The organism is Streptomyces sp. NPDC014623 (assembly GCF_043088245.1).
GTDB lineage: Bacteria > Actinomycetota > Actinomycetes > Streptomycetales > Streptomycetaceae > Streptomyces.
Genome location: NZ_JBIBZU010000015.1, coordinates 115,200 through 138,283 on the forward strand (window position 1 = coordinate 115,200; position 23,084 = coordinate 138,283).

The window sequence follows — 23,084 nt, forward strand, 5'->3', positions numbered from 1 at the left end:
GTGTCCGGTACGGAACCCGACCTGCGGGCCGCCCTCCAGCACATCGTGGACACCGCCACGGCGCTGGCCGGGGCACGCTACGGCGCCCTGGCCCTCCACGGGGAGGACCGCCGTGTCACCGACCTGTTCACCACCGGCCTGACCGACAGCGAACGCCACGCGGCGGGCCCCCTCCTCGACGGGCGCACGGGAGCCCTCGGAACCCTCGTGGACGACGTGCGGGCGGTGCGCGTGGACGATCTGGCGGCGGGCCCGCACCCCTGTGCCGCGCCGCCCGCGCACCTCCCGGTGCGTTCCTTCCTCGGGGCGCCCGTACGGGTGCACACCGAGGTGCTCGGCAGCCTCTGCCTCGCCGCCCGGGAGCCGGGGCGCTTCACGGACACCGAGCTGGCGCTGCTGCGGCTGTTCGCCTCCCAGGCAGCCGCCGCGATCGGCGGCGCCCATCTGTACGAGGCGGCGAGGCAGCGTGAGCACTGGATCGAGGGGGCGGCCGCCGTCACCCGGGCCCTGCTGACCGGCGCGGGTACGGCGGACGCCCTGACGACCGTCGCCGAGCGGGCCAGGGTGCTGGCCGGGGCGGCGGCCGGGGTCATCCTCCAGCCGACGCCGGGCGGCGGGATGGAGATCGTCGCCGCCTCCACCCCGGACGATCCGGCCGGCCTCGTCGGCACGGCCATCGAACCGGGCTCCCCTGTCCTCGCCCAGCTGCTGAGCGGCGAGGAGGTCTTCATCGAGGACTCCGCGGCGGACGAGCGGATGACGACTCCGGTCCGGTCCCGTTTCGGCCCCAGCATGATGCTGCCCCTGCAGAGCGGGGGCAGACTCATCGGTACCCTGGCTCTCCCCCGGCGGCGCGGCGAGGCCCCGTACACGGCGATGGACCGGCTGCTCGCCTCCCAGTTCGCCTCCCAGGCCGCGCTGGCCCTGGTGATGGCCGACGCCCAGCACTACCGGGAACAGCTGGCGGTCTACGAGGACCGTGACCGCATCGCCCGCGACCTGCACGACCTCGTCGTGCAGCGGTTGTTCGCGACGGAGATGATGCTGGAGTCGACCCGTCGCAAGGACCCGGCCGGCGACACCGGGACCGCCGAACTGCTCGCCAAGGCGGTCGACGAGCTGGACTCCACCGTCCAGGAGGTCAGGACCGCGATCTTCGCGCTCCAGCAGCCGCCGGCCGAAGTCCCCACGACCTTCCGGGGGCGGGTCCTGCGCGAGACGGGCGGCGCGGCGTCGACGCTCGGTTTCCAGCCGTCGGTCCGGTTCACCGGTGCGGTGGACGCCCTGGTGACGGAGTCCGTGGACGGCGAACTGCTCGATGTGCTGCGCGGGGCGCTGGCCGCCGTGCACCGGCGGACCGGGGTCTCGGCCGTCGAGGTGGAGGTGGACGCGGCGGCGCGGCTGCCCGACGGGCGAGCGGCGGTGCGGCTCGTGGTCGCGGACGACGGGCGCACCGCGGACGGCACCCGGTCGCCGACGTTCATCTGGCAGGCGCCGCTCTGAGCGCGATGCGGGTGTTGGAGTGGGCGACGCCCGCGTCCTTCTTCAGCCGGCGCAGCAGCGTGTCCAGGGAGCCGGGGTCGGCCGCCGTGGCGCGTACGAGGTAGTCGTGACCGCCCGTCACGTGCACCACCTCGGTGATGCCGGGCAGGGTGAGCACCGAGCGTTCGAACTCCTCGTTCGTCGTGTCGAGACGCAGCGACACATCGATGAAGACGACGAGGCCCGAACGGGTGTCGGCGGCCGGGTCGACGATCACCGTGAAGCCCCGGATCACCCCGTCGCGGCGCATACGGCGCACGCGGTCGCCCGCCGCGTTGGCGCTGAGCCCCACGCGCGCACCCAGATCGCGGTACGAGATCCGGGCGTCCTCCTGGAGGATGCCGAGAATCTCTCTGTCCAGCCGGTCCATACCGCCGATTGTCGCAGCCCGGGGCGGGAAATGACGGGCGAGCGGCCCCCCACCGGGACCCGGGAGAGGCCCCCGCCCATGGGGCGTCTGCCGTGCGACGCCCTTACCCGGATGGCTCAGCCTGCCGTGCCCCGCCCGCCGCCGCGCTCTTGACTTACGGTGTGGACACGACTGTCGAGCAGGCCCCCGCCCCGGACCGGACACGATCCACTGCCGCCTACCGGAACCTGGTCATGGCCACGATCGGGTTCACGCTCACCTTCTGGGCGTGGAACCTGATCTCCCCGCTGTCGGGTGAATTCAAGGAGCGCCTCGGTCTGAGCTCCTTCCAGCAGTCCCTGCTGGTCGCGGTTCCCGTCCTGGTCGGCTCGCTCGGGCGGATCCCGGCGGGTGCCCTGACCGACAAGTACGGCGCCAGGCTGATGTTCCCCGCCGTCTCGGCCCTGACGATCGTCCCGGTGCTGCTGCTCGTCCCGGCGAAGGACTCCTACGGGGCGATGCTGGCCGTCGGCTTCCTGCTCGGGCTGGGCGGCACGACGTTCGCGATCGGGATCCCACTGGTCAACTCGTGGTTCCCGCCCGCGGGACGGGGCCTCGCGCTCGGGGTGTTCGGAATGGGCATGGGAGGCGTCGCGCTGTCCGCCTACTTCACGCCGAGGATCGCCGAGCACAGCGAGAACCTGCCGTTCTGGATCGTCGCCGGCGCACTCCTGGTCTACTCGCTGCTCGCGGCGGTCCTCGTCACCGACCATCCCGAACGCAAGGTCCCGGCGGACTCCCTGGCCCGCCGGCTGGGCGGGGCCGGCCGGCTGCGGGTGACCTGGGAGCTGTCCGCGCTGTACGCGATCGGCTTCGGAGGCATCGTCGCGTTCGGCGTCTACCTGCCGACGTATCTGAAGACGTGGTACGAGATGTCGCCGACCGAGGCGGGCACCAAGGCGGCGGGGTTCGCGCTGGTCACGGTCGTCTTCCGACCGGTCGGCGGCTGGCTCTCGGACCGGGTCCACCCCGCCGTGGTCACGGCCGGGGCCCTGCTGCTGGTAGCCCTGACGGCCATCGTCCAGGCCTTCGACCCGGTGCTGGACCCGCTGGGCACGGCCGCGCTGCTGTGCATGGCGGCCGGCCTCGGCACCGCGAGCGGAAGCGTCTTCGCCCTGGTCTCGCAGGTGACACCGCAGGCCGAGGTGGGGAGTGTGACCGGCATCGTCGGCGCGATGGGCGGGCTCGGCGGATTCGTGCCGCCGCTGGTCATGGGCGCGATCTACAGCGCGAAGGACTCGTACTCGATCGGCTTCATGCTGCTGTCCGACCTGGCGCTGGCGGGCGCCGTGTACGCGTACGGCCGGATGCGGACCGTCCGTCGCGGCGGTTGAGACCGCGGGACCCGTGCCTGCGCCCCGGCGGCTGGGACAGGTCCAGGCCTGCCCCACGACGGCCGGCACGGGAGCCGGGCGGCCTCCCGCCGCGACGGCCGGCGCCGGAGCCGGACGGCCTCCGCAGGCACCCCCTAGGCTGCACCGTGTGACCTCTCTCCTGCCCGCGCTGCGCGGAGCGTCCGGCCGGACGGACTCCCCCGAGGCCGTCCGGTTCGGCGAACACGTCCTGACGTACGCCCGGTTGGCCGATGCCTCCGCCGCCCTCGCCACCCGGATCGCGAGGGCGGGGCGCGTCGCCGTCTGGGCCACGTCCACCCCGGAGACGGTGGTCGCCGTCGTGGCGGCCCTCCGGGCGGGAGTGCCCGCCGTGCCGCTCAACCCGAAGACCGGTGAACGGGAACTCGCGCACATCGTCGCCGACAGCGCGCCCTCGGTGGTACTGGCCGGGGCCGGCGACGTACTGCCGTCCGCGCTCGGCGGCCTGCGGCGGCTCGACGCCGACCCGGCCGCGGCGGCCCCCTCCCCGGCCGCCGGGCTCCCCGAGCCCTCCGAGGAGTCCCCCGCCCTGGTCGTCTACACCTCCGGCACGACGGGCCCGCCCAAGGGTGCCGTCCTGCCCCGCCGGGCGGTCGCCGCGTCGCTGGACGCGCTGGCGGACGCCTGGCGATGGACCGGTGAGGACGTCCTCGTGCATGCCCTGCCGCTGTTCCATGTGCACGGGCTGGTCCTGGGCGTCCTCGGCCCGCTGCGCCGGGGCGGCTCCGTGCGTCACCTCGGCCGGTTCTCGGCCGAGGGGGTGGCCCGGGAACTGCTGTCCGGGGGAACGATGCTGTTCGGCGTGCCCACGATGTACCACCGGCTGGCCGGCGCGCTGGACGGCCCGGCCGGGCCCGGGGACCTCGCACGGGCCCTGGCGGGTGCCCGGCTGCTGGTCTCCGGATCGGCGGCGCTGCCGGTCCACGACCACGAGCGGATCGCCGCGGCCACCGGCCGCAGGGTCATCGAGCGGTACGGGATGACGGAGACCCTGATGAACACGGGTGTACGGGCCGACGGCGCGCCGCGCGCCGGGACGGTCGGCCCGCCGCTGCCGGGCGTGGAGCTCAGACTCGTCGAGGAGGACGGCGCCCTGCTTCAGGACACCACGGCCATCGGCGAGATCCAGGTGCGCGGGCCGAACCTCTTCACGGGCTACCTGAACCGGCCGGACGCCACGGCCGCCGCCTTCACCGAGGACGGCTTCTTCCGCACGGGCGACATGGCCACGATCGACCCCGACGGCTACGTGCGGATCGTCGGGCGCAAGGCCACCGATCTCATCAAGAGCGGCGGTTACAAGATCGGCGCGGGGGAGATCGAGAACGCCCTGCTGGAGCATCCCGGCGTGCGTGAGGCCGCGGTCACCGGCGAGCCCGACCCGGACCTCGGCGAGCGGATCGTCGCCTGGGTGGTGCCGGCCGGCCCCGGGTCTCCTCCCGGCGCACCGGAGCTGACGGACCACGTGGCGGGTCTGCTGGCACCGCACAAGCGACCGCGCGTCGTCCGTTACCTGGACGCGCTGCCCCGCAACGAGCTGGGAAAGATCATGAAGAGGTCACTCGGTGCCTGACTCCCCGTGCGACCGCGTGTCGGCGCGGGAGGCGATCGCCTCCGTCACCGGCAGCTTCACGGAACACCGTCCGGCCGAGCGGCCCGCCCCCGGGGACGGGCCGCTCGGCTGGAGCGGTTACGCCGAGTCCAGGGCGCGCGCCACGGCACGGACCGGCGAGGAGGAGTCCGTCCTCCACGGGACCGCCGTCGTCGGCGGCCGGGAGTGCGTCCTGGTCTCGTTCGAGTTCGGCTTCCTGGGCGGCTCGCTGGGTGCGAGCGCCGGAGACCGTCTGGAGGCCGCGTACGCGCTGGCCGGCGAGCGGCGGCTGCCGCTCGTGTCCCTCGTCGCCACCGGGGGCAGCCGGATGCAGGAGGGGATGGTCGCGCTGATACAGCTCCAGCGGGTCGCCCGCGCGTCCTCCCGGCTGAGGGCCGAAGGACTCCCTCAGATCGCGGTTCTGCGGGACCCGGCGACCGGCGGCGGCTGGGCGACCGTGGGGGCGGGCGCCGATGTGGTGCTGGCGCTGCCGGGGGCGCAGATCGGGTTCGCGGGCTCCCGGGTGCGGCCCGCCGACGCCGATCCCTACGCGTACACCGCCGAGGGGCAGCTGGCGGCGGGCCAGATCGACGCGGTCGTCACACCGGACGGCCTGCCCGGGACGCTGGGCCGATGGCTGGCCGCGCTGACGGCCCGGGGCCCGGCGCGGGCCGCCCCGGTGCCGGACGCCCTGTCGGCGGCGGGGCTGCCGGCGACCGGCTGGGACGCGGTGGAGCAGGCCCGGGCCGCGGCGCGGCCACGGGCCGAGGCCTATCTGGACGCGTACTTCGAGGACCGGCTGCCGTTGAGCGGCGACCGGTGCGGCGGCCGGGACCCGGGGCTGCTCTGCGGGGTGGGGCTGCACGCCGGGCGCCCCGTGGCGTACGCCGCCCAGTGCGGCACCGCGACCCGGCCGGCGGGCTACCGCACGGCGGCCCGGGTGATCCGGCTCGCGGACCGGCTCGGCCTGCCCGTGCTGACCCTGATCGACACGCCCGGTGCGGCCAACGACGCGGAGGCGGAGCGCGCGGGTGCGGGTGCCGCCGTCGCGGACGCCTTCGCGGCGGTCGCCGGTGCCCGCGTGCCCGTGACGACGCTCGTGATCGGCGAGGGCGGCTCCGGCGGCGCGCTGGCCCTCGCATCACCGGACCACACCCATGTCACCGCGGACAGCTACTTCTCGGTGATCGCCCCGGAGGCGGCGGCGGCCATTCTGAAGCGCGGCCCGGGCGAGGTGCGGTCCACGGCCGACCAGCTCCGGCTGCGCCCCCAGGACCTGGTGGAGCTCGGGGTCGCCCGCTCGGTGGTCGGCCCCGCCCGGCCGGGCGGCTGACCCGCGGCACGGCGCGGGGCCCCTCCGGGATCGGGACGGGCCCCGCGCGAGCGGCCGGCGACGGTGCGTCAGCAGTTGACCGTACGGTCGTAGTTCCCGAGGACCCCGTGGTAGATGTACAGCACATTGGTGCCCTTGGACATCACGTGACACGAACTGTCCGGGGCGAGTGAGACGACGGCCTTCACCGAACGGGTGCCGTTGCACTTGTTCGTGAGAAGGACGTCGAAGCCGTCGGTCGTCTGCGTGACCATGCGGCCGATGCGGGACGGGGCCGTGGTCGCCGCGGCGGCCGGCGTCGCCGAGATGATCAGGGAACCGCCGAGAGCCGCCGCGGTCTTCGACGAACTGCGGGATCCGGAGGCCGGGGCCGTACGGGAGCACCCCGTCCGGCTCCGAGGGGGATGTGACCCGTCGGGGGGCTCCGCCGTGAACTGCCGCCCTCCTCGCACCCGGGGCACACCGGGCAGGAACCGCACGCCGGCCGGGATGGGCCCGGCATGGCCGCGGAAACCGAGGGCTCCTGCCGGGCCGACGGCACGTCCGGCGGCCTCGAAGGGGTGAAGCGCTTCCACGGTGAACTCCCGGGCTGGACGTACGCCGACTCGATGGCGGGTGTGGGATACACCTTGTTTGGCCGTTTCGGTCGCAGGGGAGGGTGACGGCCCCTCAGGGGGCGGGTGCGGCAGCGGTCTTCGGCCCCGGCCGCCGGCTGAGCACGCGAAGGGCCAGGAGGCCGCCGATGCCGGGCACGACCGCGACGGCCCTCATGGCGGTCGTGGCCTGTTCGAGACGCCAGGTCGCGATGACGACGAACAGGTAGGCGCAACCGTGGGCGGGGCCCATCAGGGACGAGACGGGGCCGAGGTGGGCGGTGGCCATGTTGGCCAGCAGGACGGCGAGCGAGACGAGTTCGGCGTGTGCGGCGATACGCAGGGGGCGCGGGGGCACGGTCACGCTCCTGTCGTGGAACCGGGACGGATGATCATCAGGACGGTGACCGTGGCCCAGAGCAGGTTGAACACACCGGTCGACATGGCCAGGCGGGCGGAGGCCCGGGGTCCGGCGCCGGCGCCGGGCGTCTGTACGGCGACGAGGGCTGCGCCCTGGGCGGGGAGGATCCGCAGGACCAGCAGACCGGCGGCCGCGGCGGTCAGAGCGACCGAGGTGATCAGCCAGGGGCTGCCGAGGACTCCCAGGCTGCTTCCAGTGGCGAGCCCGAACACGGGCACAGCGATGCCGACGGTCCCGTAGACGCGGCAGATGCGGTGCAGCATCCTCAGCGTCGTCAGCGCCTCACCCCCGCCCTCGCCCCCCCCGGGTTCGCCGGGGGCCGCGCGGAGGGTCCGGGGGAACATGCTGGCGGCGACGGTGACCGGACCGATGGCCAGGACCACGGCCAGGACGTGCAGGGAGAGGAAGAACTTCGTCATGGTCAGTGCTCCACGGCCGCCGGGACGGCGCGACGCCGGCCGGTGACCTCGGAGGCGGGCAGACGCCCGGCCCTCGACGTGCCGGCCAGGGTGTCGCCGGCGACCGTCACGGCGAAGGCCAGGTTCAGGCGCAGGGGCCTGGTGACGGCCTGCTTCCAGCTGAGACGGTCACCGTCGAGGGCGACGTCGCGGAGCGGCACCTCCTCCCCCGCCCCGTGGGCGGCCCCGGACAGCAGGCCGCCCTCGCGGCGGAGTTCGACGACGGCCTTGATCGTGCCGACGGGTGTGGACACGGACAGGTCCCAGGTGCCTTCGACGTGCATGTGCGCTCTTCCTTCGATGGTGGGGGTCGGGCGTACGGAGCGGGGCGTGGACGTGTGTCAGAAGGTGGTGGCCGCCGGCCCCCGGTCACGCCAGACGATGCCGCGCCGCTCGTGGGCGAAGAATTCCTCGACGGCGTGGGCGATCCGCGGGCCCACCTCGCGCTCCAGGAGATGAAGGGCCAGGTCGAGTCCGGAGGTGACGCCGGCTCCGGTGACGACGTCACCGTCGTCCACGACACGCGCACGCACCGCGTGGACACCGGTGGCGTCGAGCATGTCCATGCCCATGTGGTGGGTGGTGGCGTGCCGGCCCTCCAGAAGACCGGCCATGGCCAGGACCAGCGAACCGCCGCACACCGCGCCGACGGTCACGTCGGGGTTGTCCGTCGCCGCCTTCAGCAGCGTGGGCAGCTCGGTGGTCAGGGTGCGGCCCAGCAGCACCGGGATGTACTCGTCCTGCCGCCTCTGCCCGGCGCCGAAGTCGTGGTCCGGGACCTCACCGGGTTCACCGACGCGCCCCGAGGCCCCGGGGACGAGGACCAGACCGGCCCGTGCGGGGTCCAGACCGGCTGTGGCGCGAAGCGCCAGGGCCCCGGTGCCGCTGACCACCTCGCGCGGCCCCTCGGCGGAGACGAGCTCCACGCTCACCAGTCCACCGGAGGCGGCACCGCCGGCGTGGAGCACTTCGTACGGAGCGATGACGTCGAGGGGGTCGAACCCGTCGAACAAGACGATCTGGGCGTGCATGGGGAAGGTCCTCAGGATCCGGACGGCCCGGTCCGCGCCGGGTTCACTTCCGACGCTAACCGGCCGCGCAGCCGCCTCCCATAGGCACGAGTGCCAGGTACCGACGGAAAAGTGACAAGCCTCGGCGTACCCGTCCGATCTGGAGAAAGAGAGCTCCGTCCGCCCCTGGACCCATGACCGCCGTTCGGTGGAGGGGTACGTTTATGCCATGCATACCGTCGCGGTCCTGGCGCTCGACCAGGTGATCCCGTTCGATCTCTCCACCCCGATCGAGGTCTTCACCCGTGCCCGCCTGCCGGACGGCCGTCCCGGGTATCAGGTCCGTGTGTGCGCCGCGCGCCAGGAGACCGACGCGGGTTCCTTCACCCTGCGCACGCCCTGGGGGCTCGACGGGCTCGGAGGCGCGGACACGGTCATCGTGCCCGGCACGGCCGACCCCGCCGCCCCGCTCGATCCCGCCGTCCGTGACGCGCTGCGGGCCGCCGCCGAGGACGGCACGCGCATCGCCTCCATCTGCTCGGGCACCTTCCCCCTGGCCGCCACGGGGTTGCTGGACGGGTTGCGGGCCACCACGCACTGGGTCGCGGCCGACCTGCTGGCCGCCGCCTACCCGGCCGTCGAGGTCGATCCCGCCGTCCTGTACGTCGACAACGGCCACATCCTCACGTCGGCGGGGGCGGCCGCCGGCCTGGACCTCTGCCTGCACATGATCCGCAAGGACTACGGCTCCGCCGTCGCCGCCGACGCGGCCCGGCTGTCGGTGATGCCGCTGGAACGCGAGGGCGGCCAGGCGCAGTTCATCGTTCACGACTACGCGCCCACCCCTCGGGGCAGCAGCCTGGAACCTCTCCTCGCCTGGCTCCAGGACAATCTCGCCGGCGACCTCACCCTCGCCGACATCGCGGCCCACGCCGGGACCAGCACCCGGACGCTGATCCGCCGGTTCCGCGAACAGACGGGCACGACGCCCCTCCAGTGGCTGCACCGCGCCCGCATCCGCCAGGCCCAGCACCTCCTGGAGACCACCCACCACACGGTGGAACGCATCGGCGCCCAGGTCGGGTTCGGCTCACCGACCGCCTTCCGTGACCGCTTCAGGAAGACGACCGGTGTCAGCCCGCACAGCTACAGGCGCGCCTTCAGCTGACACCCGCACCGGGGACCGCCGCCGGTGCCACGAGCCGCTCCGCGCCGTGCGCGCATCGCTTTTGCGCCATACGGCGAGAAGGTGGCGCAATCACGCGTTGCCGCCCCGTTCCACGACGCGCAGCCTGGTGCGGGAGCGCTCCCATGTTGCTGCTGATGCCGCAGCCTGGCCTCGTTCGTTCTCCATGGAACCGCCACGTACAAGCACCACCGCTGTGCAAGGACCTGTGCAATGCGCCCCCTTTCCTGGAGCCGATACATGTCGAGACGCCGCTGGGCAGGGCCACTTCTGCTGGCCCTCCTGCTGACCGCCCCCCTCTCCCTCCCCGCCACCGCCGCTGATGCCGTGCCGTCCCGGACGGGAGCGGCGGAAGCCACCCCGCTCGTCCCCCTTCCCTCGCTCAGCGCGACCACCACCCAGGTGGCATCCGGTCTGAAGCGGCCCACCGCGCTCGTCGCCCCCGACGACGGCACGGGCCGGTTGTTCATCACCGAGAAGTCCGGCACCGTCCGCGTCTACCAGCCGGACACCGGCCTGGCCTCCACCCCTGTCGTAGACATCAGGTCCTCCGTGGACGAGTCGGGTAACGAGCGTGGCCTGCTCGGCATCGCCGTCCCGCCCGACTTCGCCACCAGCCAGGACCTCTATCTGGCGTACACGGCCCTGCCCGCCGGCTCCGTCACCCTCGCCCGCTACCGGCTCGACGAGTCCCGTCTGGAGGTCCTGCTCTCGCAGGAGCACGCCGAGTACAGCAACCACAACGGCGGCCAGCTCGCGTTCGGTCCGGACGGCAAGCTGTACTGGAGCATCGGCGACGGCGGCGGCTCCGCGGACCCCTTCCGCTCCGCGCAGCGGCTGGACACCCTGCTCGGCAAGATCATGCGCATCGACGTGAGCCGCAGCTGCGCCCCGCTCGCCTACTGCGTTCCGGGTGACAACCCCTTCGTGGGCACCCCCGGCGCCCGTGAGGAGATATGGCTGTACGGGCTGCGCAATCCGTGGCGCTTCTCCTTCGACCGTGCCGACGGCTCGATGTGGATCGGCGACGTCGGCCAGGGCCGGTGGGAGGAGATCAACCATCTCGAGCCGGGGCGGGGAGGGCTGAACCTCGGCTGGTCCTGTTACGAGGGCCCGGAGAAGTTCGACGGCGGCGACTGCGTGCCCGGTGAGGCGTACACCGCACCGGTCTTCACGTACTCCCCGTACACAGGCGGCTGCTCGGTCATCGGCGGTCACGTCTACCGGGGCCAGAAGTACGCGGACCTGGTCGGCGGAACGTACATCGCCACCGACTACTGCTCGTCCACGGTCTGGGCGCTGCGGGCCGACGGCGAGGGCGGCTACGAGCAGGCCGAGATCGGTGAGATGCCCACCCAGGTGACGTCCGTCGGCGCGACCGCCGACGGGGAGTTCTACGTGGTCAACGACCTGCCCGGCGGCTTGCACCGGGTGTCGTTCGCGCGGGAGGAGCCCACCTGCCGCGTGGACCGCGAGGTGAGGGCCTGGGGTACGGGCGCGACGGTCGACCTCACCGTCACCAACACGGGCAGTACGCCGGTGGACGGCTGGACGCTCGAATTCCCGCTGGCTCCCGGACAGACCGTCGTCTCCGACTGGAACACGGACCTGACCCAGTTGGGCAACACGATCGAGGCGGTCAACGCCGCGCACAACGCCACGATCGCCCCGGGGGCGAGCATCACCCTCGGCTATCTCGTCGATCACACCGGTGACGTGTCGTCACCGCCGCGGTTCATGCTCGACGGGGACGCCTGCGCCGTCGGCGACTGAGCCCGCCGACGAGCCGCTCGACGAGGAACGTGATCCATGGCGGTCCGGTGGCACCCGGCGGCCGGATCTCCGGGCACCGGCACCGCCGGAGGGGCCGGTGCCCGTTCCTCGCGGAAGCCGTGGGAGGGATCGCGTGGCCGCGCAGCCGTGTTCGCCTGGTGGGCACCACGGCCTTGCCGACGCGCTCGCGCTCCGAGGACAGTTCCCACCGATTCCGCCGTGGTGCGGCGGGCACCTGTCGCGCGGACTCGTGCCCGGGGAGCGGAGGCCAGGTGCGGGCGGAGCCATGGCACAGGGCGTCACGTCGTGGAATCAGGCGCCCCCGGAAGGGGCCGGCCACCGGTCCCCTCCAGGCCGGACAGGCGGGCCCGCCTGTCCGGGCGAACACGGCGCCCGGTCCGGGCCACGCGGTCCTGACCGCGCCGGGTCCGACGTCCGCCGCCACGAACAACAGGCCGAGGTCGGCGCCTCGAAGGAGGCCGGGCGCAGGAGGCAGCGCATGGCTGTCCACCTGCCGACTGCCGTGAGCGCCGGGCCCGGCCCCGAGCCATCGGGCCGGGCCCGGCGCGCCGCCCCTGCGGGGTCAGGCGGGGGCGGGGCCGACCAGCTCTTCCAGGACGTCCTCCATGGTGACGAACCCGATGACGGTGCCCTTGTCACCGGCGACGGCGGCCAGATGGGTCCCGGCAGCTCGCATCGCCGTCATGGTGTCGTCCAGCGGGGTGTCGATCTCGACCCGGATGATCGGGTGCAGTGAGCTGCGCCGGAAGGGCCGGGAGCGTTCCGCGACGCCGAGAGCGTCCTTGATGTGCAGATAACCCAGCACCTCGTCGGCGGGGCCGGTCACCGGCAGCCGGGAGAAGCCGCTGGCTGCGGCAGCCCGTTCCAATTGCCGTGGGGTGATGTCGTGGCCCACGGTGACGGCGTCCTTCAGCGGCACCATCACCTCGCCGACGGGGCGGGTGCCCAGTTCCAGCGCGTCCTGGAGGCGCTCACCGTCCGCGGGTGCGAGGAGCCCGGCCTCACTGGAGTCCTTGACCAGGCGGACGAGTTCGTCGTCGGTGAAAACGGAGGCGACTTCGCCCTTGGGCTCCACCTTCAGCAGGCGAAGGACGGTGTTGGCGAACGCGTTGATGCCGAAGATGACCGGACGCAGTGCGCGCGTGAGTGCCACCAGCGGCGGGCCCAGCAGCAACGCCGTCGGAGCCGGGGCCGCGAGCGCGATGTTCTTGGGGATCATCTCGCCGATCAGCATGTGCAGATACGTCGCCGCCGTCAGGGCGATCACGAAGGCGATCGGATGGACCAGCCCCTCGGGCACACCGATCGCTTCGAACGGAGGCTCCAGCAGGTGGGCGATGGCCGGTTCGGCGACCGCGCCGAGCACCAGCGAGGAGATCGTGATGCCGAGCTGCGCGGTGGCCATGACGGCCGAGAGGTGCTGCAAGCCCCACAGGGTGGACTTCGCCCGCAGGTTGCCCTTGAGCGCCGCCGGTTCGATCTGGCTGCGCCGCACGGAGATGAGGGCGAATTCGGCTCCGACGAAGAACGCGTTGGTGAGCAGTGTCAGCGCGCCGATCAGCAGTTGGACCGTGGTCATCGGGTTTCCTCCGTGCTCTGCGGGACGGGGGCGGTGAGACGGACACGGTCTGCGCGGTGGTGCTCGACACGAAGGACGGCGAACTGCCAGCCGTCGGCCTCGACGCGGTCCGTCAGGAGCGGGATGCGCTCCAGCCGGGTCGCGATCAGCCCTGCCAGCGTCTCGTACGGCCCCTCCGTGGCGCTGAGGCCGATCGATTCGAGCTGGTCGAGACGGATGCTGCCGTCGGCCTCCCACACCGGGCGGCCGTCGGGCGACGGCTCCAAGCGGATCAGGTCGGGCTGTTCGTGGGGGTCGTGCTCGTCGCGGACCTCGCCGATGACCTCCTCGACGATGTCTTCCACCGTGGCGACTCCCGCGGTGCCTCCGTACTCGTCGATCACCACGGCCATGGTCCGGCTCTCCCGCAGCCGCTGGAGAAGACGGTCCACGGGCAGCGAGTCGGGGACCAGCAGCGGGTCGGTGGCCAGAGCGGTCACGGATGTGTGGTCCCGCTCGTCCTCGTCAAGGGCGAGGACATCGCGGACGTGGACGGTGCCGATGACCTCGTCCAGGCTGTCGCGGTAGACCGGGAACCTGGACAGGCCGGTGGCCAGCGTGAGGTTCGCGGCGTCGGTGGCGGTGGCGTGGGCCTCGAGGGCCTGGACGTCCACGCGCGGCGTCATGACGTTCTCCGCTGTCAGTTCACCGAGGTGCAGGGTCCGGACGAACAGTTCGACCGAGTCCTGCTCCATCGCTCCTTCCCGCGCGGAATGCCGGGCGAGAGCCACCAGCTCCTCCGGGCTGCGGGCCGAGGCCAGTTCTTCCTGCGGTTCCAGTCCGAAGCGCCGGACAGCACGGTTCGCGGTGTTGTTCAGGTGGCGGATCAGCGGTGCGAAGACGGCCGTGAAGCCTCGCTGCGGGCCGGCCACGACCTTCGCCACGGCGAGCGGGCTGGAGATCGCCCAGTTCTTCGGGACGAGCTCACCGATGACCATCAGCACCACCGTGGCCACCGTGACGCCCAGGAGGGTCGCGACGGTGGACACCGCTCCGCCGGGCAGACCGACAGCTTCGAGTGGTCCGCGCAGGAGTGCGGCCAGGGAAGGTTCGGCGAGCATGCCGATGACCAGCGAGGTGACCGTGATGCCCAGCTGTGCGCCGGAGAGCTGGAAGGTCAGCCGCTTGGCGGCTTTCAGCGCGCTCGCCGCACCGCGCTCACCGGCTTCTGCGGCTTGTTCGAGCTCGCCGCGTTCGATGGTGGTCAGGGAGAATTCGGCCGCGACGAACACAGCACAGGCCAGAGTGAGCGCGAGGGCCAGGAGGAGCAGGAGTACTTCGGTCACCGTGCCTCCTCCCGTCCCTGGCTGGAAGACAGCGGGTGGGCTGCGGCACGGCACGTACTGGGAGGTTCACCCATTGCGGGTCTGCTTCTCCTTCTTGGCTCGGTGGACCGGGCGGGTCCAGTGCGGTTCGGGTGGAACAGTATCCACAGACCAATGGTAAAGGATCGGTAAAGTCCGCCTGCCGGGCGACCCGCCGGGCCGTCTGGGGCTCTTTTCGGCCGATCCCCTCCAGGCCGGCGGATTGCCGCCCGGAGGGGCCGCTTCACCCCTATGCTTCTACAAGCGTGTAGAAAACGCGAGGGGCGGCCCGGATGTTCCCGGTCCGTCCGCGGTGGGCTGCACAAGCGCGAGGAGGGGGCGCGGCACGATGGGCGGTGGGCGAGGCCGGATCCCCTCGACGGCGGCCGGTCCGCATCCTGCGGGCAGTCCGCACGCCGAGGGTCGCGTGGCCCTGGGCCGCCGGTTCGCGTGCCACCGGACGACGTACTCCTTCACCACGCGCACCGTCCGGCCACCTCGGGCCGGCCGGGGCGGCGCCCCCCGCCCGCGCCTCGCGGGACGCGCCGCGACCGCCTCTCACCTCACCTCACAGAGATCACAGGAGGACTCACATGGCTTCGATCGACCTGGACAAGGTCCTGGACAAGGCCTGGGCCGACAAGAGCCTGCCGGAGATTCTCGCAGCCCCGGTCGGGGCCCTGAAGGGGGTCTCCGACCGGGACGGCGAGCTGTTGAACGAGGCGTTCGGCGTCAGGACCGTCGCCGATCTCGCCGAACTGAAGTACGTCCGCTGGGCGCAGGCCCTGGCGGCGCTGGACACGTCGGCCGCGTAGGCACGATCCACGGACCGCTGCGGGCCGGGCGCCTCCGGTCCGCAGCGGTCCGTCATCTCACGAACCACATGTACATGAAGGAGTGAGCGCCACGATGGTGTTCAAACGGCTGCTCGGTTCGCTCGGCGTGGGCGGTCCTACGGTGGACACGGTGCTGGACCCCGGTGCGGTACTGCCGGGTGGGGATCTCACGGGGCGGGTCCACCTCTCGGGAGGCGGTGCCGACTTCGACATCGAGCAGATCTCCCTGGAGCTGGTGGCCAGGGTGGAGGCGGAGCACGACGACGGCGAGAGCGAAGGCACCCTCACCTTCGGCCGGTTCTCCGTGGGCGGGGGTTTCCGTCTCGCCGAGGGTGAGCAGCACAGCGTCCCGTTCTCGGTGACGCTGCCGTGGGAGACCCCGGTCACCGAGCTGCACGGCCAGCCGCTGGGCATCGTGCTGGGGTTGCGCACCGAGCTGGCGGTGGCCGGGGCCAGGGACAAGGGCGACCTCGACCCGCTCGCGGTGCGTCCGCTGCCGGTCCAGGAGGCGATCCTGGAGTCCCTGGGGCAGCTCGGATTCGGTTTCAGGAGCGCGGATCTGGAGTACGGCAGGATCGGCGGCACCGGCCAGCAACTGCCCTTCTACCAAGAGATCGAGCTTTCTCCGCCTGCGCGGTACGCGCACGTCATGAGCGAGATCGAGGTGAGCTTTCTGGCCCGTTCCGAAGGGATGGAAGTCGTGCTGGAAGCGGACAAGCGAGGCGGCTTCTTCCCGGGCGGCCATGACGTGCTCACACGCTTCACCGTCAGCCACCACGGCGTCGAGCAGCACGACTGGAACCTCGAGGTCGACGGCTGGGTTCGCCAACTCGTCGACGACCGCGCTTCGCACGGTTCGCACGGCCACGGCGGCGCGTACGGGGGAAGCGCGCACAAGGAGGACCTCCATGGCCACGGCGAGCATCACCACGACGGCGGCCACCGGTCCGGGCCCGGGACGGGCACCGTCATCGCCGCCGGCGCGGCGGGCCTGGCGGTCGGAGTCGTCGGCGGAATGGTGGCGGCCGAAGTCGTCGACGAGGTCGGCGACTTCTTCGAAGGAGACGATGAAGAGGGGGAGGAGGGCTGAGGTCCCCTCACCTCGTCCGGCGGCTGCTGCGTCGTTGTAGGTGAATCAGGTGTCCGGACCGCACTTCTCACGGTCCGGACCGCTCCTTCCCCTTCGGAGCCCTCAGTTGCCTCACGGAAGCGCGCGTCACACTCCGGACCGGCACCGGCGGGGCGTCTTCGCACCCCCGGAACGGCCCGGGCCCGTGCCGCGGGTGCCTGTCTGCCGCCGCAGCGGACTGGCTGCCTCCAGGAGGAGGGGCGACGCGGCCGCGGATTCCGCCGAGGGCGGTGCCGAGGCCCGGCGCACCGGCTGCGGCCGTCCAGGCGGCCGTGAAGACGGACGGCCAGGCCCGTAACGGCAGAGGCAGGGCCCGGCAAGGCGGCGACTCGGCACGGCACCGGCCCCTGCCCCGTGCCGCAGCCTCCGCCGTCTCACATCCCGGCGGGTTCGGGCAGCAGGCCGCGACGTCGGTGGACCGGCCGGCGCCAGGGACCCCCGGGAGGAGGCCGGACACCCCACCAGGGCTGACCACCTCGACCATCGGACCGGACCCATGAGGGCCTGTACGGCTGATCACCCTTAGCACCGCACACGAGGCTTCCGGCCACTGCCGTGACCGCCTCGACCCGCCCGGTACGCCCTGCCCGGGAACCCGCTCCAATTTCTACAGTGATGTAGATTTCAGGACTGGAACGCACGCCCGGCCCTCAGCCGTGGGCCGGCGCGAAAACGCGCGAAGGGAACAGCAGCATGGGTGTCAGTCTGGCCAAGGGCGGCAACGTCTCGCTCAGCAAGGAGGCCCCCGGCCTGACCGCCGTCCTCGTCGGTCTCGGCTGGGACGCGCGCAGCACCACCGGAACCGATTACGACCTCGACGCCAGCGCGCTGATGGTGGACGGCAACGGAAAGGTGCTGTCCGATCAGCACTTCATCTTCTACAACAATCTCAAGAGCCCCGAAGGGTCGGTCGAGCACACCGGGGACAACCTCACCGGAGAGGGCGAGGGCGACGACGAGTCCCTCAAGGTCGACCTCACCGCTGTGCCCGCAGACGTGGCGAAGATCGTCTTCCCCGTGTCCATCCACGAGGCCGAGAACCGCGGCCACAGCTTCGGCCAGGTACGCAACGCCTTCATCCGCGTCGTCAACCAGGCCGGCGGCGCCGAACTGGCCCGCTACGACCTGTCCGAGGACGCCGCGACCGAGACCGCCATGGTCTTCGGCGAGCTCTACCGGCACGGCGAGGAGTGGAAGTTCCGCGCCGTCGGCCAGGGCTATGCCTCGGGACTCTCCGGAATCGCCGCCGACTACGGCGTCGGAGTCTGACACCACCGTCTTCGGCGGCCGGGCACTCCACGGCCGTCGGCGGGCGCCCCGGCCGCTGCTGGGGCGCCCCTTCACGTACAGGACGGCAGCGCCGGGCCGGCCTGCACCGCCTGTGCCGCCGGTCCGTCGGGGTAGTCACTCGACCGCGTTGCTCATCTTCCAGAGGGTCATGGGCGTGACCGGGACCGCGAGGCGTCCGGCTCTGCTCCGCGTCCGGTGGTGACGTCGCGTCGCCACGGCAGAAGGACGCGGCGCCCTCACTCCCCTCGGCGGCTTGCGCGTCACCGTCCCGGACCCGCCCGTCGCCCTCGCCGACACGGCCGGCGCCGGGATCCCTTCACCGCCGGCCTCCTCCACCACCTTGCCGCCCTCGGGCACCTCGGTGGCCGGCTCGGCGAACTGCCCCTGGAGGACGTCGCCGACGCCTTCTCGTCCGCCACCCACGTCGTCCCGACACGCTCCGCCCCGGCGCGAACCCGTCCCGGGCCGAGGACGAGGTCTTCCTGGCCACCGGCAGCCGTGTCTTCAACGGAGCGCGGATCGGCACCCGCTCCGAGGTGCGGATCGACGGCATCGTGCATCTGCGCACCGTGCTGCCCGCCGGCTCGGTGGTGCCGTTCGGCCGGATCGCCGTCGGCGACCCGGTGCGCGTCCTTCCGCCGGAGGACCACGACGGGACCCGGGCGGTGCAGAAGGACCTGGACTTCCCCGGCTACGTCTTCGGCCCGGACCGGCCGGCCGACGGCAGGAGCCTGATGCCGGCCGTCCCCGACCGCTTCGGCCTCGGCCTCGGCCGTCACAGCGGCGACCAGCAGGTCTGAGCCCGCACACACCCAGGGCGCGCGGCGGCGCGCCACGCCGTCACCGCGTGGATCGACCTGCCGGGTACGCCGATGGCCAGACCGATCACCACCCGTTCCGCGTCGGCCTCCTCGCTTGTTCCCCGCCGGCGGCAACCTGCTCGTCGGCCCGCACCTGCCTCCGATCCGGGCCGGGGCGGCTCGTTCAGGCCGAGGGTGGAGGTGCGCCCGTCGGCCGGCACCATGGGGAGTTCGCCGATGCCGTAGCGGTGATGCCGCCGGCGTGCTTCGTCTCCGGTTCGGCCGCGGTGGCCTCGCGGCCGATCAGGTCCGGGGCCTTCACCACGGCCGGGCCCGGGATGACGGTGCGGTGCCTGCGAAGCAGCCGCACTCCTGCCGGATCGATGCTCCGCGCCACCCGCTTGTGGTGGACACGCTCGCCCTCCCCGCGGGGTCCGGTGGTGCTCCTGGGGACGCCGTAGGTGCCGCCCGATTCCTGGTTCGGGCACCTGCGCGCGCATCACGCTCACGGCCACCCGCGCGGAACAGGAGGCTTGTCACCCTCGGCAGGGGTGGCGGTGCCGGGACGCGACGGGCCCGCGAGAACAGCGACGGGCACGTGACCGGGGTGCCGCGGACTGCCGCTGCGCGAAGACACACGGCCGGCAGGCAAAGACATCCGCCCTCCCACCCCGCGGCACCGGCAACCGCCCTTCGGAGCCGGCTCTGCCGCGCGCCGGACATGAGGAGCCGGCCGCTCCCTCCCGGGCCGCATGACGGAGCAGGATCCCGTTCTGCCGGCGTCTTCCACGGTGACGGCGAAACGGCTCCCCCTCGAGCGGAGGGGGAGCCGTTTCAGCGAGTGCGGTCCGCGTGGAACCGGGTGTCAGGCCCGACGGGAGTGTCGATTGCCGGTGATGACCCGGTACAGGACGAGGAGGATGACGGAGCCGGCGATGGCGGCGATCCAGGTGGAGAGGTCGAAGAAGCCGTCGATGGAGTCGACTTTGAAGATGACCTTGCCGAGCCAGCCACCGAGAAGGCCTCCCGCGATGCCGATGAGCATCGTGATGATGATGCCGCCGGGGTCCTTGCCCGGAAGGAGTGCCTTGGCGATGACGCCGGCGAGCAACCCGATGATGATCCAGGCGATTATGCCCATGATGCGTCTCCTGCCTCGTCGTATAAAGCCTGTGTCAAAGCACCGTCTTTACCGTCCGGGCCTTTTCAAACACTGCACATCTGCCACGTTGCCGGCAGGGCGCTCCTGCCCTGCGTCTCCTCGGTACCGTCACTGCCGTGATGCCCCGGCTCTCGCCCGGCACATGGACCATCGGACGGAAATCAGACGCAGGTGCTCGTCCTCAGCAGCCAGGACCCGCTCCTGCCCCTGTGGTTCAGCATGGCTGTTCGAACCGTTCCGGCTTTCCTGCCGGTGGTTCGCCGGCCGGTGATCGGCCGGCGAAGGGGTTCGGGGTCTCCATGGCCGGCGCCCGCCACTCGGGCGGACCACGTGCGAAGGGGCCGTGCCGGGTCGATGCGGTGGCGGTCAGGTGGGGTGCGGAATCCCCCTCGACGGCCGTGGGACCGTTCGCCCCGCGTCGGCCCGGTAGGTACGTGCGTACGACACACATCCCTGCGGTCACATAACGGTCCTGTCTCGCTGGCTGGGACTTTCCGCGATCACCGGCAGTGACGTGAGATACGTCACTCCAGGCTCGGTAAAGACGTGGTACAAAATCGCAACTCCGCAGGTGAGTCCACCGACAACCGCGCCGCGGAGGACCGGCCCCTACCCGCACCGGGCCCCGAAGTGATGACGGCGCCACGCGGCGCCGCACACCAAGGGCTGCATATCGGACAACGACGTTCGCTCAGAGATCACTCATCCGGCGACAACTCCTGCTTGCCGTCCCCGTGCCACCGAGGTAGTCACCTTGTCACTCGACTCCGTCACCCAGTCCGTCGATGAAGCCGTCAGCGGCTTCTTCGAGCCCATAGCCAAGTGGCTGGGGGAGGTGGTCTTCTACGCCGTTCCCGTGGGTGGGACCGACCTGCCCCTCATCGTCGCCTGGCTCGTCGTCGCCGGTCTGGTCTTCACCGGCTGGTTCGGGTTCATCCAGTTCCGCAAGTTCAGACTCGCCGTGGACGTGGTCAGGGGCAAGTACGACGCCAAGGGCTCGGCCGGTGAGGTCAACCACTTCCAGGCGCTGACCGCCGCCGTCTCCGGCACGGTCGGCCTCGGCAACATCGCCGGTGTGGCCGTCGCCGTCTCCATCGGCGGGCCGGGTGCCACCTTCTGGATGGTCCTGTGCGGCCTTCTGGGCATGGCCACCAAGTTCGTCGAGGTCACTCTCGGCGTGAAGTACCGCGAGGTGCACGCCGACGGCACCGTCTCCGGCGGCCCGATGCACTACCTCCCCAAGGGCCTCGCCGAACGCTTCGGCAAGAACGGCAAGACTCTCGGCAAGGTCCTCGCCGTCCTCGCGTCCTTCATGATCCTGTTCTTCGGCCTCTTCGGCGGCAACCTCTTCCAGGTCAACCAGTCCTACGCGCAGTTGGTCTCGGTCACCGGCGGCGAGGACGGCGCGCTGGGCTCCTCCGCCGGCGCCCTGTTCTTCGGCATCCTGATCGCCGCGCTCGTCGGCATCGTGCTTCTCGGCGGCATCCGCTCCATCGCCAACGTCACCAGCAGGCTGGTCCCTGCCATGGCCGGCATCTACATCGTCGCGTGCCTGATCGTCATCCTGGTCAACGTCACCGCCGTCCCGGACGCCGTGACCACCATCATCGAAGGCGCGTTCAACCCGGAGGGTGTCGCCGGCGGTGTGCTCGGTGCGCTGATCATCGGCTTCAAGCGGGCCGCCTTCTCCAACGAGGCCGGTCTCGGCTCCTCCCCGATCGCCCACTCCGCGGTGAAGACCAAGCACCCCGCCAGCGAGGGTCTGGTCGCGCTGCTGGAACCGTTCATCGACACCGTCGTCATCTGCACGATGACCGCCCTGACCATCGTCATCGCCAACCCGGCCAGCTGGGCGGAAGCGCGCGCCGGCGAGGACATCGGCGGCGTCACCATCACCTCCGACGCCTTCGAGACGGTCCTGCCCTGGTTCCCGTACATCCTCACCGTCGCGGTGCTGCTCTTCGCCATCTCCACGGTGCTGACCTGGGGCTACTACGGTCTCAAGTCATGGACGTACCTGTTCGGCCGCAGCCGGGCGAGCGAGCTGACCTTCAAGATCCTCTACACCGTGTTCGCCGTCGCGGGATCGCTGCTGACCCTGCAGACCCTGATCGACCTGGCCGACGCGGTCCTCTTCACACTCGCCGTCATCAACATCATCGGCCTCTACCTCCTCGCCCCGGTCGTCAAGCGCGAACTCGACACCTTCCTGGAGTACGTGCGAGACCGGAAGGCGGGCGGCTCCCCCGAAGGCGGGGAAGACCCGGAGCAGGTGAAGACCGCAGTCTGACCGGCTGACAGCGCCAGGCCCCTACGGGCCCGTGCCCCCTTGCGTGTTCGTGCGCACCGGGCGCGGGCCCGTTCGCCGCCCTCGCGCTACGGCGGTCCGAAACGCCTGAGGGACCCGGCTCCGGCCGTGCCGGCAAGCCGGTCGGCACCGACACACTCCGTGTCCCCGTCGAGCCGCTGCCTGAAGTGCCACCACTGCACCCGTCACGCCCACCGGAGACGCCGATCCGGCAACTCCTGTCATTCACCGAGCCGTTCGAGGCGTGCCGCCCGTGCCCCAGGGCTCGGTCGGCTGAAGCACTGCCTCGGCCAGAGCGCGGGATCGCAGCCCCGTGATCTCCTGATACTCAGGATCGGCCACCATCCGGCTGAACGCCTCACGCCCCGGGTAGCGGACGAGCAGTACCGCATCCCAGGACTGCCCTTGCCCGGCGACAAGAGGGGTGCTGCCGTCACCGGCGTAGAGCAGTTCCCCTCCGTACCGCGCCAGGAAGACACCGGCCCGCCGCGAGTACTCGTCGTACAGCGCGCGACCGCCGGGGGCGAAGCGCAGCAGATTGAGCATGACGAAGGGGCCCCCGGGGCCCTCGTTCATGAACTGTGCGAGATCGGCACCTTGGGGATCGACAGCCATGTGTTCTCCGTGGTCATCGGACACCGGTCATCCCCGGAGACGTGCGCCGGAGAGGTGGCCAGGAGCATAGTGGAGAACGGCACCGCTGCATACCGTCCAGTCGGTCGGTGCGGGTGGCCTCCTCCGCTCGCTTGCGTGGCGCCCTCCCCCGGCACGTCCGCTCGGACTTCCAGCGGCAGGGGGAGACTTCACATGCGTGGCGGCCCTCCACGCCGCCGGCTCGAGCAGTGTGCCGAGCCGGCTGCCGGAAACGGCATCCGCGCGGGCGTCGGTCATGCTTGTCCACCGCCCGCGCGGGCGGCCCCTCCGCGG

Annotated in this window: 23 protein-coding genes; 12 read left to right on the forward strand and 11 right to left on the reverse strand. The window is 71.9% G+C overall.

Annotated elements, in window-relative coordinates:
* A complete protein-coding gene (locus ACF1FZ_RS23730) occupies positions 1–1,503 on the forward strand; it encodes a GAF domain-containing protein (protein ID WP_391775394.1) in 1,503 nt (500 codons plus the stop codon).
* Here ACF1FZ_RS23730 and ACF1FZ_RS23735 read toward each other — a convergent pair.
* Positions 1,481–1,912 (reverse strand): Lrp/AsnC family transcriptional regulator, encoded by a 432-nt coding sequence (locus tag ACF1FZ_RS23735; RefSeq protein ID WP_391775395.1) that lies wholly within the window; start codon positions 1,910–1,912, stop codon positions 1,481–1,483. The genes ACF1FZ_RS23730 and ACF1FZ_RS23735 overlap by 23 nt on opposite strands.
* Positions 1,913–2,073: 161 nt before the next feature.
* On the opposite strand from ACF1FZ_RS23735, the gene ACF1FZ_RS23740 reads away from it, so the two are divergent.
* From ACF1FZ_RS23740 to ACF1FZ_RS23750, 3 genes are all read left to right on the forward strand, one after another.
* Positions 2,074–3,285, forward strand: a complete 1,212-nt coding sequence (locus tag ACF1FZ_RS23740; RefSeq protein ID WP_391775396.1) for a nitrate/nitrite transporter — start codon at positions 2,074–2,076, stop codon at positions 3,283–3,285.
* A 148-nt stretch (positions 3,286–3,433) separates the two neighbouring features.
* On the forward strand, positions 3,434–4,897 hold the full coding sequence (locus tag ACF1FZ_RS23745) for an acyl-CoA synthetase (protein WP_391775397.1): 1,464 nt from the start codon (positions 3,434–3,436) through the stop codon (positions 4,895–4,897).
* A complete protein-coding gene (locus ACF1FZ_RS23750; RefSeq protein ID WP_391775398.1) occupies positions 4,890–6,248 on the forward strand; it encodes a carboxyl transferase domain-containing protein in 1,359 nt (452 codons plus the stop codon). The genes ACF1FZ_RS23745 and ACF1FZ_RS23750 overlap by 8 nt, the downstream gene beginning before the upstream one ends.
* A gap of 68 nt (positions 6,249–6,316) precedes the next feature.
* On the opposite strand, the gene ACF1FZ_RS23755 is transcribed toward ACF1FZ_RS23750, so the two are convergent.
* Entirely contained in the window at positions 6,317–6,502 is a 186-nt protein-coding gene (locus tag ACF1FZ_RS23755; protein WP_391775399.1) for a hypothetical protein, read from the reverse strand.
* Positions 6,503–6,748: 246 nt separating this feature from the next.
* Between ACF1FZ_RS23755 and ACF1FZ_RS23760 the strand changes: the two genes are divergently transcribed.
* A complete protein-coding gene (locus ACF1FZ_RS23760) occupies positions 6,749–6,910 on the forward strand; it encodes a hypothetical protein (protein WP_391775400.1) in 162 nt (53 codons plus the stop codon).
* Positions 6,911–6,917: 7 nt separating this feature from the next.
* Here ACF1FZ_RS23760 and ACF1FZ_RS23765 read toward each other — a convergent pair whose 3' ends face one another.
* From ACF1FZ_RS23765 to ACF1FZ_RS23780, 4 genes are read right to left on the reverse strand one after another with little or no spacing between them, the layout of a single operon-like run.
* A complete protein-coding gene (locus tag ACF1FZ_RS23765) occupies positions 6,918–7,199 on the reverse strand; it encodes a DUF3817 domain-containing protein (RefSeq protein ID WP_391775401.1) in 282 nt (93 codons plus the stop codon).
* 2 nt (positions 7,200–7,201) lie between these two features.
* Positions 7,202–7,681, reverse strand: a complete 480-nt coding sequence (locus ACF1FZ_RS23770; protein WP_391775402.1) for a hypothetical protein — start codon at positions 7,679–7,681, stop codon at positions 7,202–7,204.
* Between the two features lie 2 nt (positions 7,682–7,683).
* Positions 7,684–8,004 carry a hypothetical protein gene (locus tag ACF1FZ_RS23775; protein ID WP_391775403.1) on the reverse strand — a complete coding sequence of 107 codons (321 nt, stop codon included), beginning with the start codon at positions 8,002–8,004 and terminating at the stop codon, positions 7,684–7,686.
* 57 nt (positions 8,005–8,061) lie between these two features.
* Positions 8,062–8,751: a DJ-1/PfpI family protein gene (locus ACF1FZ_RS23780; protein WP_391775404.1), complete on the reverse strand. Its 690-nt coding sequence runs from the start codon at positions 8,749–8,751 to the stop codon at positions 8,062–8,064.
* 208 nt (positions 8,752–8,959) lie between these two features.
* Here ACF1FZ_RS23780 and ACF1FZ_RS23785 point away from each other — a divergent pair, with 208 nt between their 5' ends.
* Positions 8,960–9,898 carry a GlxA family transcriptional regulator gene (locus ACF1FZ_RS23785; protein ID WP_391775405.1) on the forward strand — a complete coding sequence of 313 codons (939 nt, stop codon included), beginning with the start codon at positions 8,960–8,962 and terminating at the stop codon, positions 9,896–9,898.
* 258 nt (positions 9,899–10,156) lie between these two features.
* Complete coding sequence (locus tag ACF1FZ_RS23790; protein WP_391775406.1) at positions 10,157–11,689, forward strand: PQQ-dependent sugar dehydrogenase; 1,533 nt, start codon at positions 10,157–10,159, stop codon at positions 11,687–11,689.
* 583 nt (positions 11,690–12,272) lie between these two features.
* On the opposite strand, the gene ACF1FZ_RS23795 is transcribed toward ACF1FZ_RS23790, so the two are convergent.
* Positions 12,273–13,289, reverse strand: coding sequence for a hemolysin family protein (locus ACF1FZ_RS23795; protein WP_391775407.1), 1,017 nt, complete (start codon positions 13,287–13,289; stop codon positions 12,273–12,275).
* Positions 13,286–14,614, reverse strand: a complete 1,329-nt coding sequence (locus ACF1FZ_RS23800) for a hemolysin family protein (protein WP_391775408.1) — start codon at positions 14,612–14,614, stop codon at positions 13,286–13,288. The genes ACF1FZ_RS23795 and ACF1FZ_RS23800 overlap by 4 nt, the downstream gene beginning before the upstream one ends.
* A 611-nt stretch (positions 14,615–15,225) precedes the next feature.
* Between ACF1FZ_RS23800 and ACF1FZ_RS23805 the strand changes: the two genes are divergently transcribed.
* The 3 genes from ACF1FZ_RS23805 (at position 15,226) to ACF1FZ_RS23815 (ending at position 17,866) form a co-directional block, all read left to right on the forward strand.
* On the forward strand, positions 15,226–15,447 hold the full coding sequence (locus tag ACF1FZ_RS23805) for a hypothetical protein (protein WP_391775409.1): 222 nt from the start codon (positions 15,226–15,228) through the stop codon (positions 15,445–15,447).
* 94 nt (positions 15,448–15,541) lie between these two features.
* The gene (locus ACF1FZ_RS23810; RefSeq protein ID WP_391775410.1) at positions 15,542–16,558 is read left to right on the forward strand and encodes a sporulation protein; all 1,017 of its coding nucleotides are present in this window, start codon (positions 15,542–15,544) and stop codon (positions 16,556–16,558) included.
* Positions 16,559–17,290: 732 nt separating this feature from the next.
* Positions 17,291–17,866 (forward strand): TerD family protein, encoded by a 576-nt coding sequence (locus ACF1FZ_RS23815; RefSeq protein ID WP_391775411.1) that lies wholly within the window; start codon positions 17,291–17,293, stop codon positions 17,864–17,866.
* Between the two features lie 135 nt (positions 17,867–18,001).
* Here the strand turns inward: ACF1FZ_RS23815 and ACF1FZ_RS23820 are convergent, their stop codons facing one another.
* Positions 18,002–18,310: a hypothetical protein gene (locus ACF1FZ_RS23820; protein ID WP_391775412.1), complete on the reverse strand. Its 309-nt coding sequence runs from the start codon at positions 18,308–18,310 to the stop codon at positions 18,002–18,004.
* Positions 18,311–18,423: 113 nt separating this feature from the next.
* Between ACF1FZ_RS23820 and ACF1FZ_RS23825 the strand changes: the two genes are divergently transcribed.
* Entirely contained in the window at positions 18,424–18,687 is a 264-nt protein-coding gene (locus ACF1FZ_RS23825; protein ID WP_391775413.1) for a hypothetical protein, read from the forward strand.
* A gap of 865 nt (positions 18,688–19,552) precedes the next feature.
* On the opposite strand, the gene ACF1FZ_RS23830 is transcribed toward ACF1FZ_RS23825, so the two are convergent.
* A complete protein-coding gene (locus ACF1FZ_RS23830; RefSeq protein WP_391775414.1) occupies positions 19,553–19,828 on the reverse strand; it encodes a GlsB/YeaQ/YmgE family stress response membrane protein in 276 nt (91 codons plus the stop codon).
* A 775-nt stretch (positions 19,829–20,603) separates the two neighbouring features.
* On the opposite strand from ACF1FZ_RS23830, the gene ACF1FZ_RS23835 reads away from it, so the two are divergent.
* A complete protein-coding gene (locus ACF1FZ_RS23835) occupies positions 20,604–22,139 on the forward strand; it encodes an alanine/glycine:cation symporter family protein (RefSeq protein WP_391775415.1) in 1,536 nt (511 codons plus the stop codon).
* Between the two features lie 243 nt (positions 22,140–22,382).
* Here ACF1FZ_RS23835 and ACF1FZ_RS23840 read toward each other — a convergent pair whose 3' ends face one another.
* Complete coding sequence (locus ACF1FZ_RS23840; protein ID WP_391775416.1) at positions 22,383–22,772, reverse strand: DUF1330 domain-containing protein; 390 nt, start codon at positions 22,770–22,772, stop codon at positions 22,383–22,385.
* Positions 22,773–23,084: the final 312 nt, after the last annotated feature.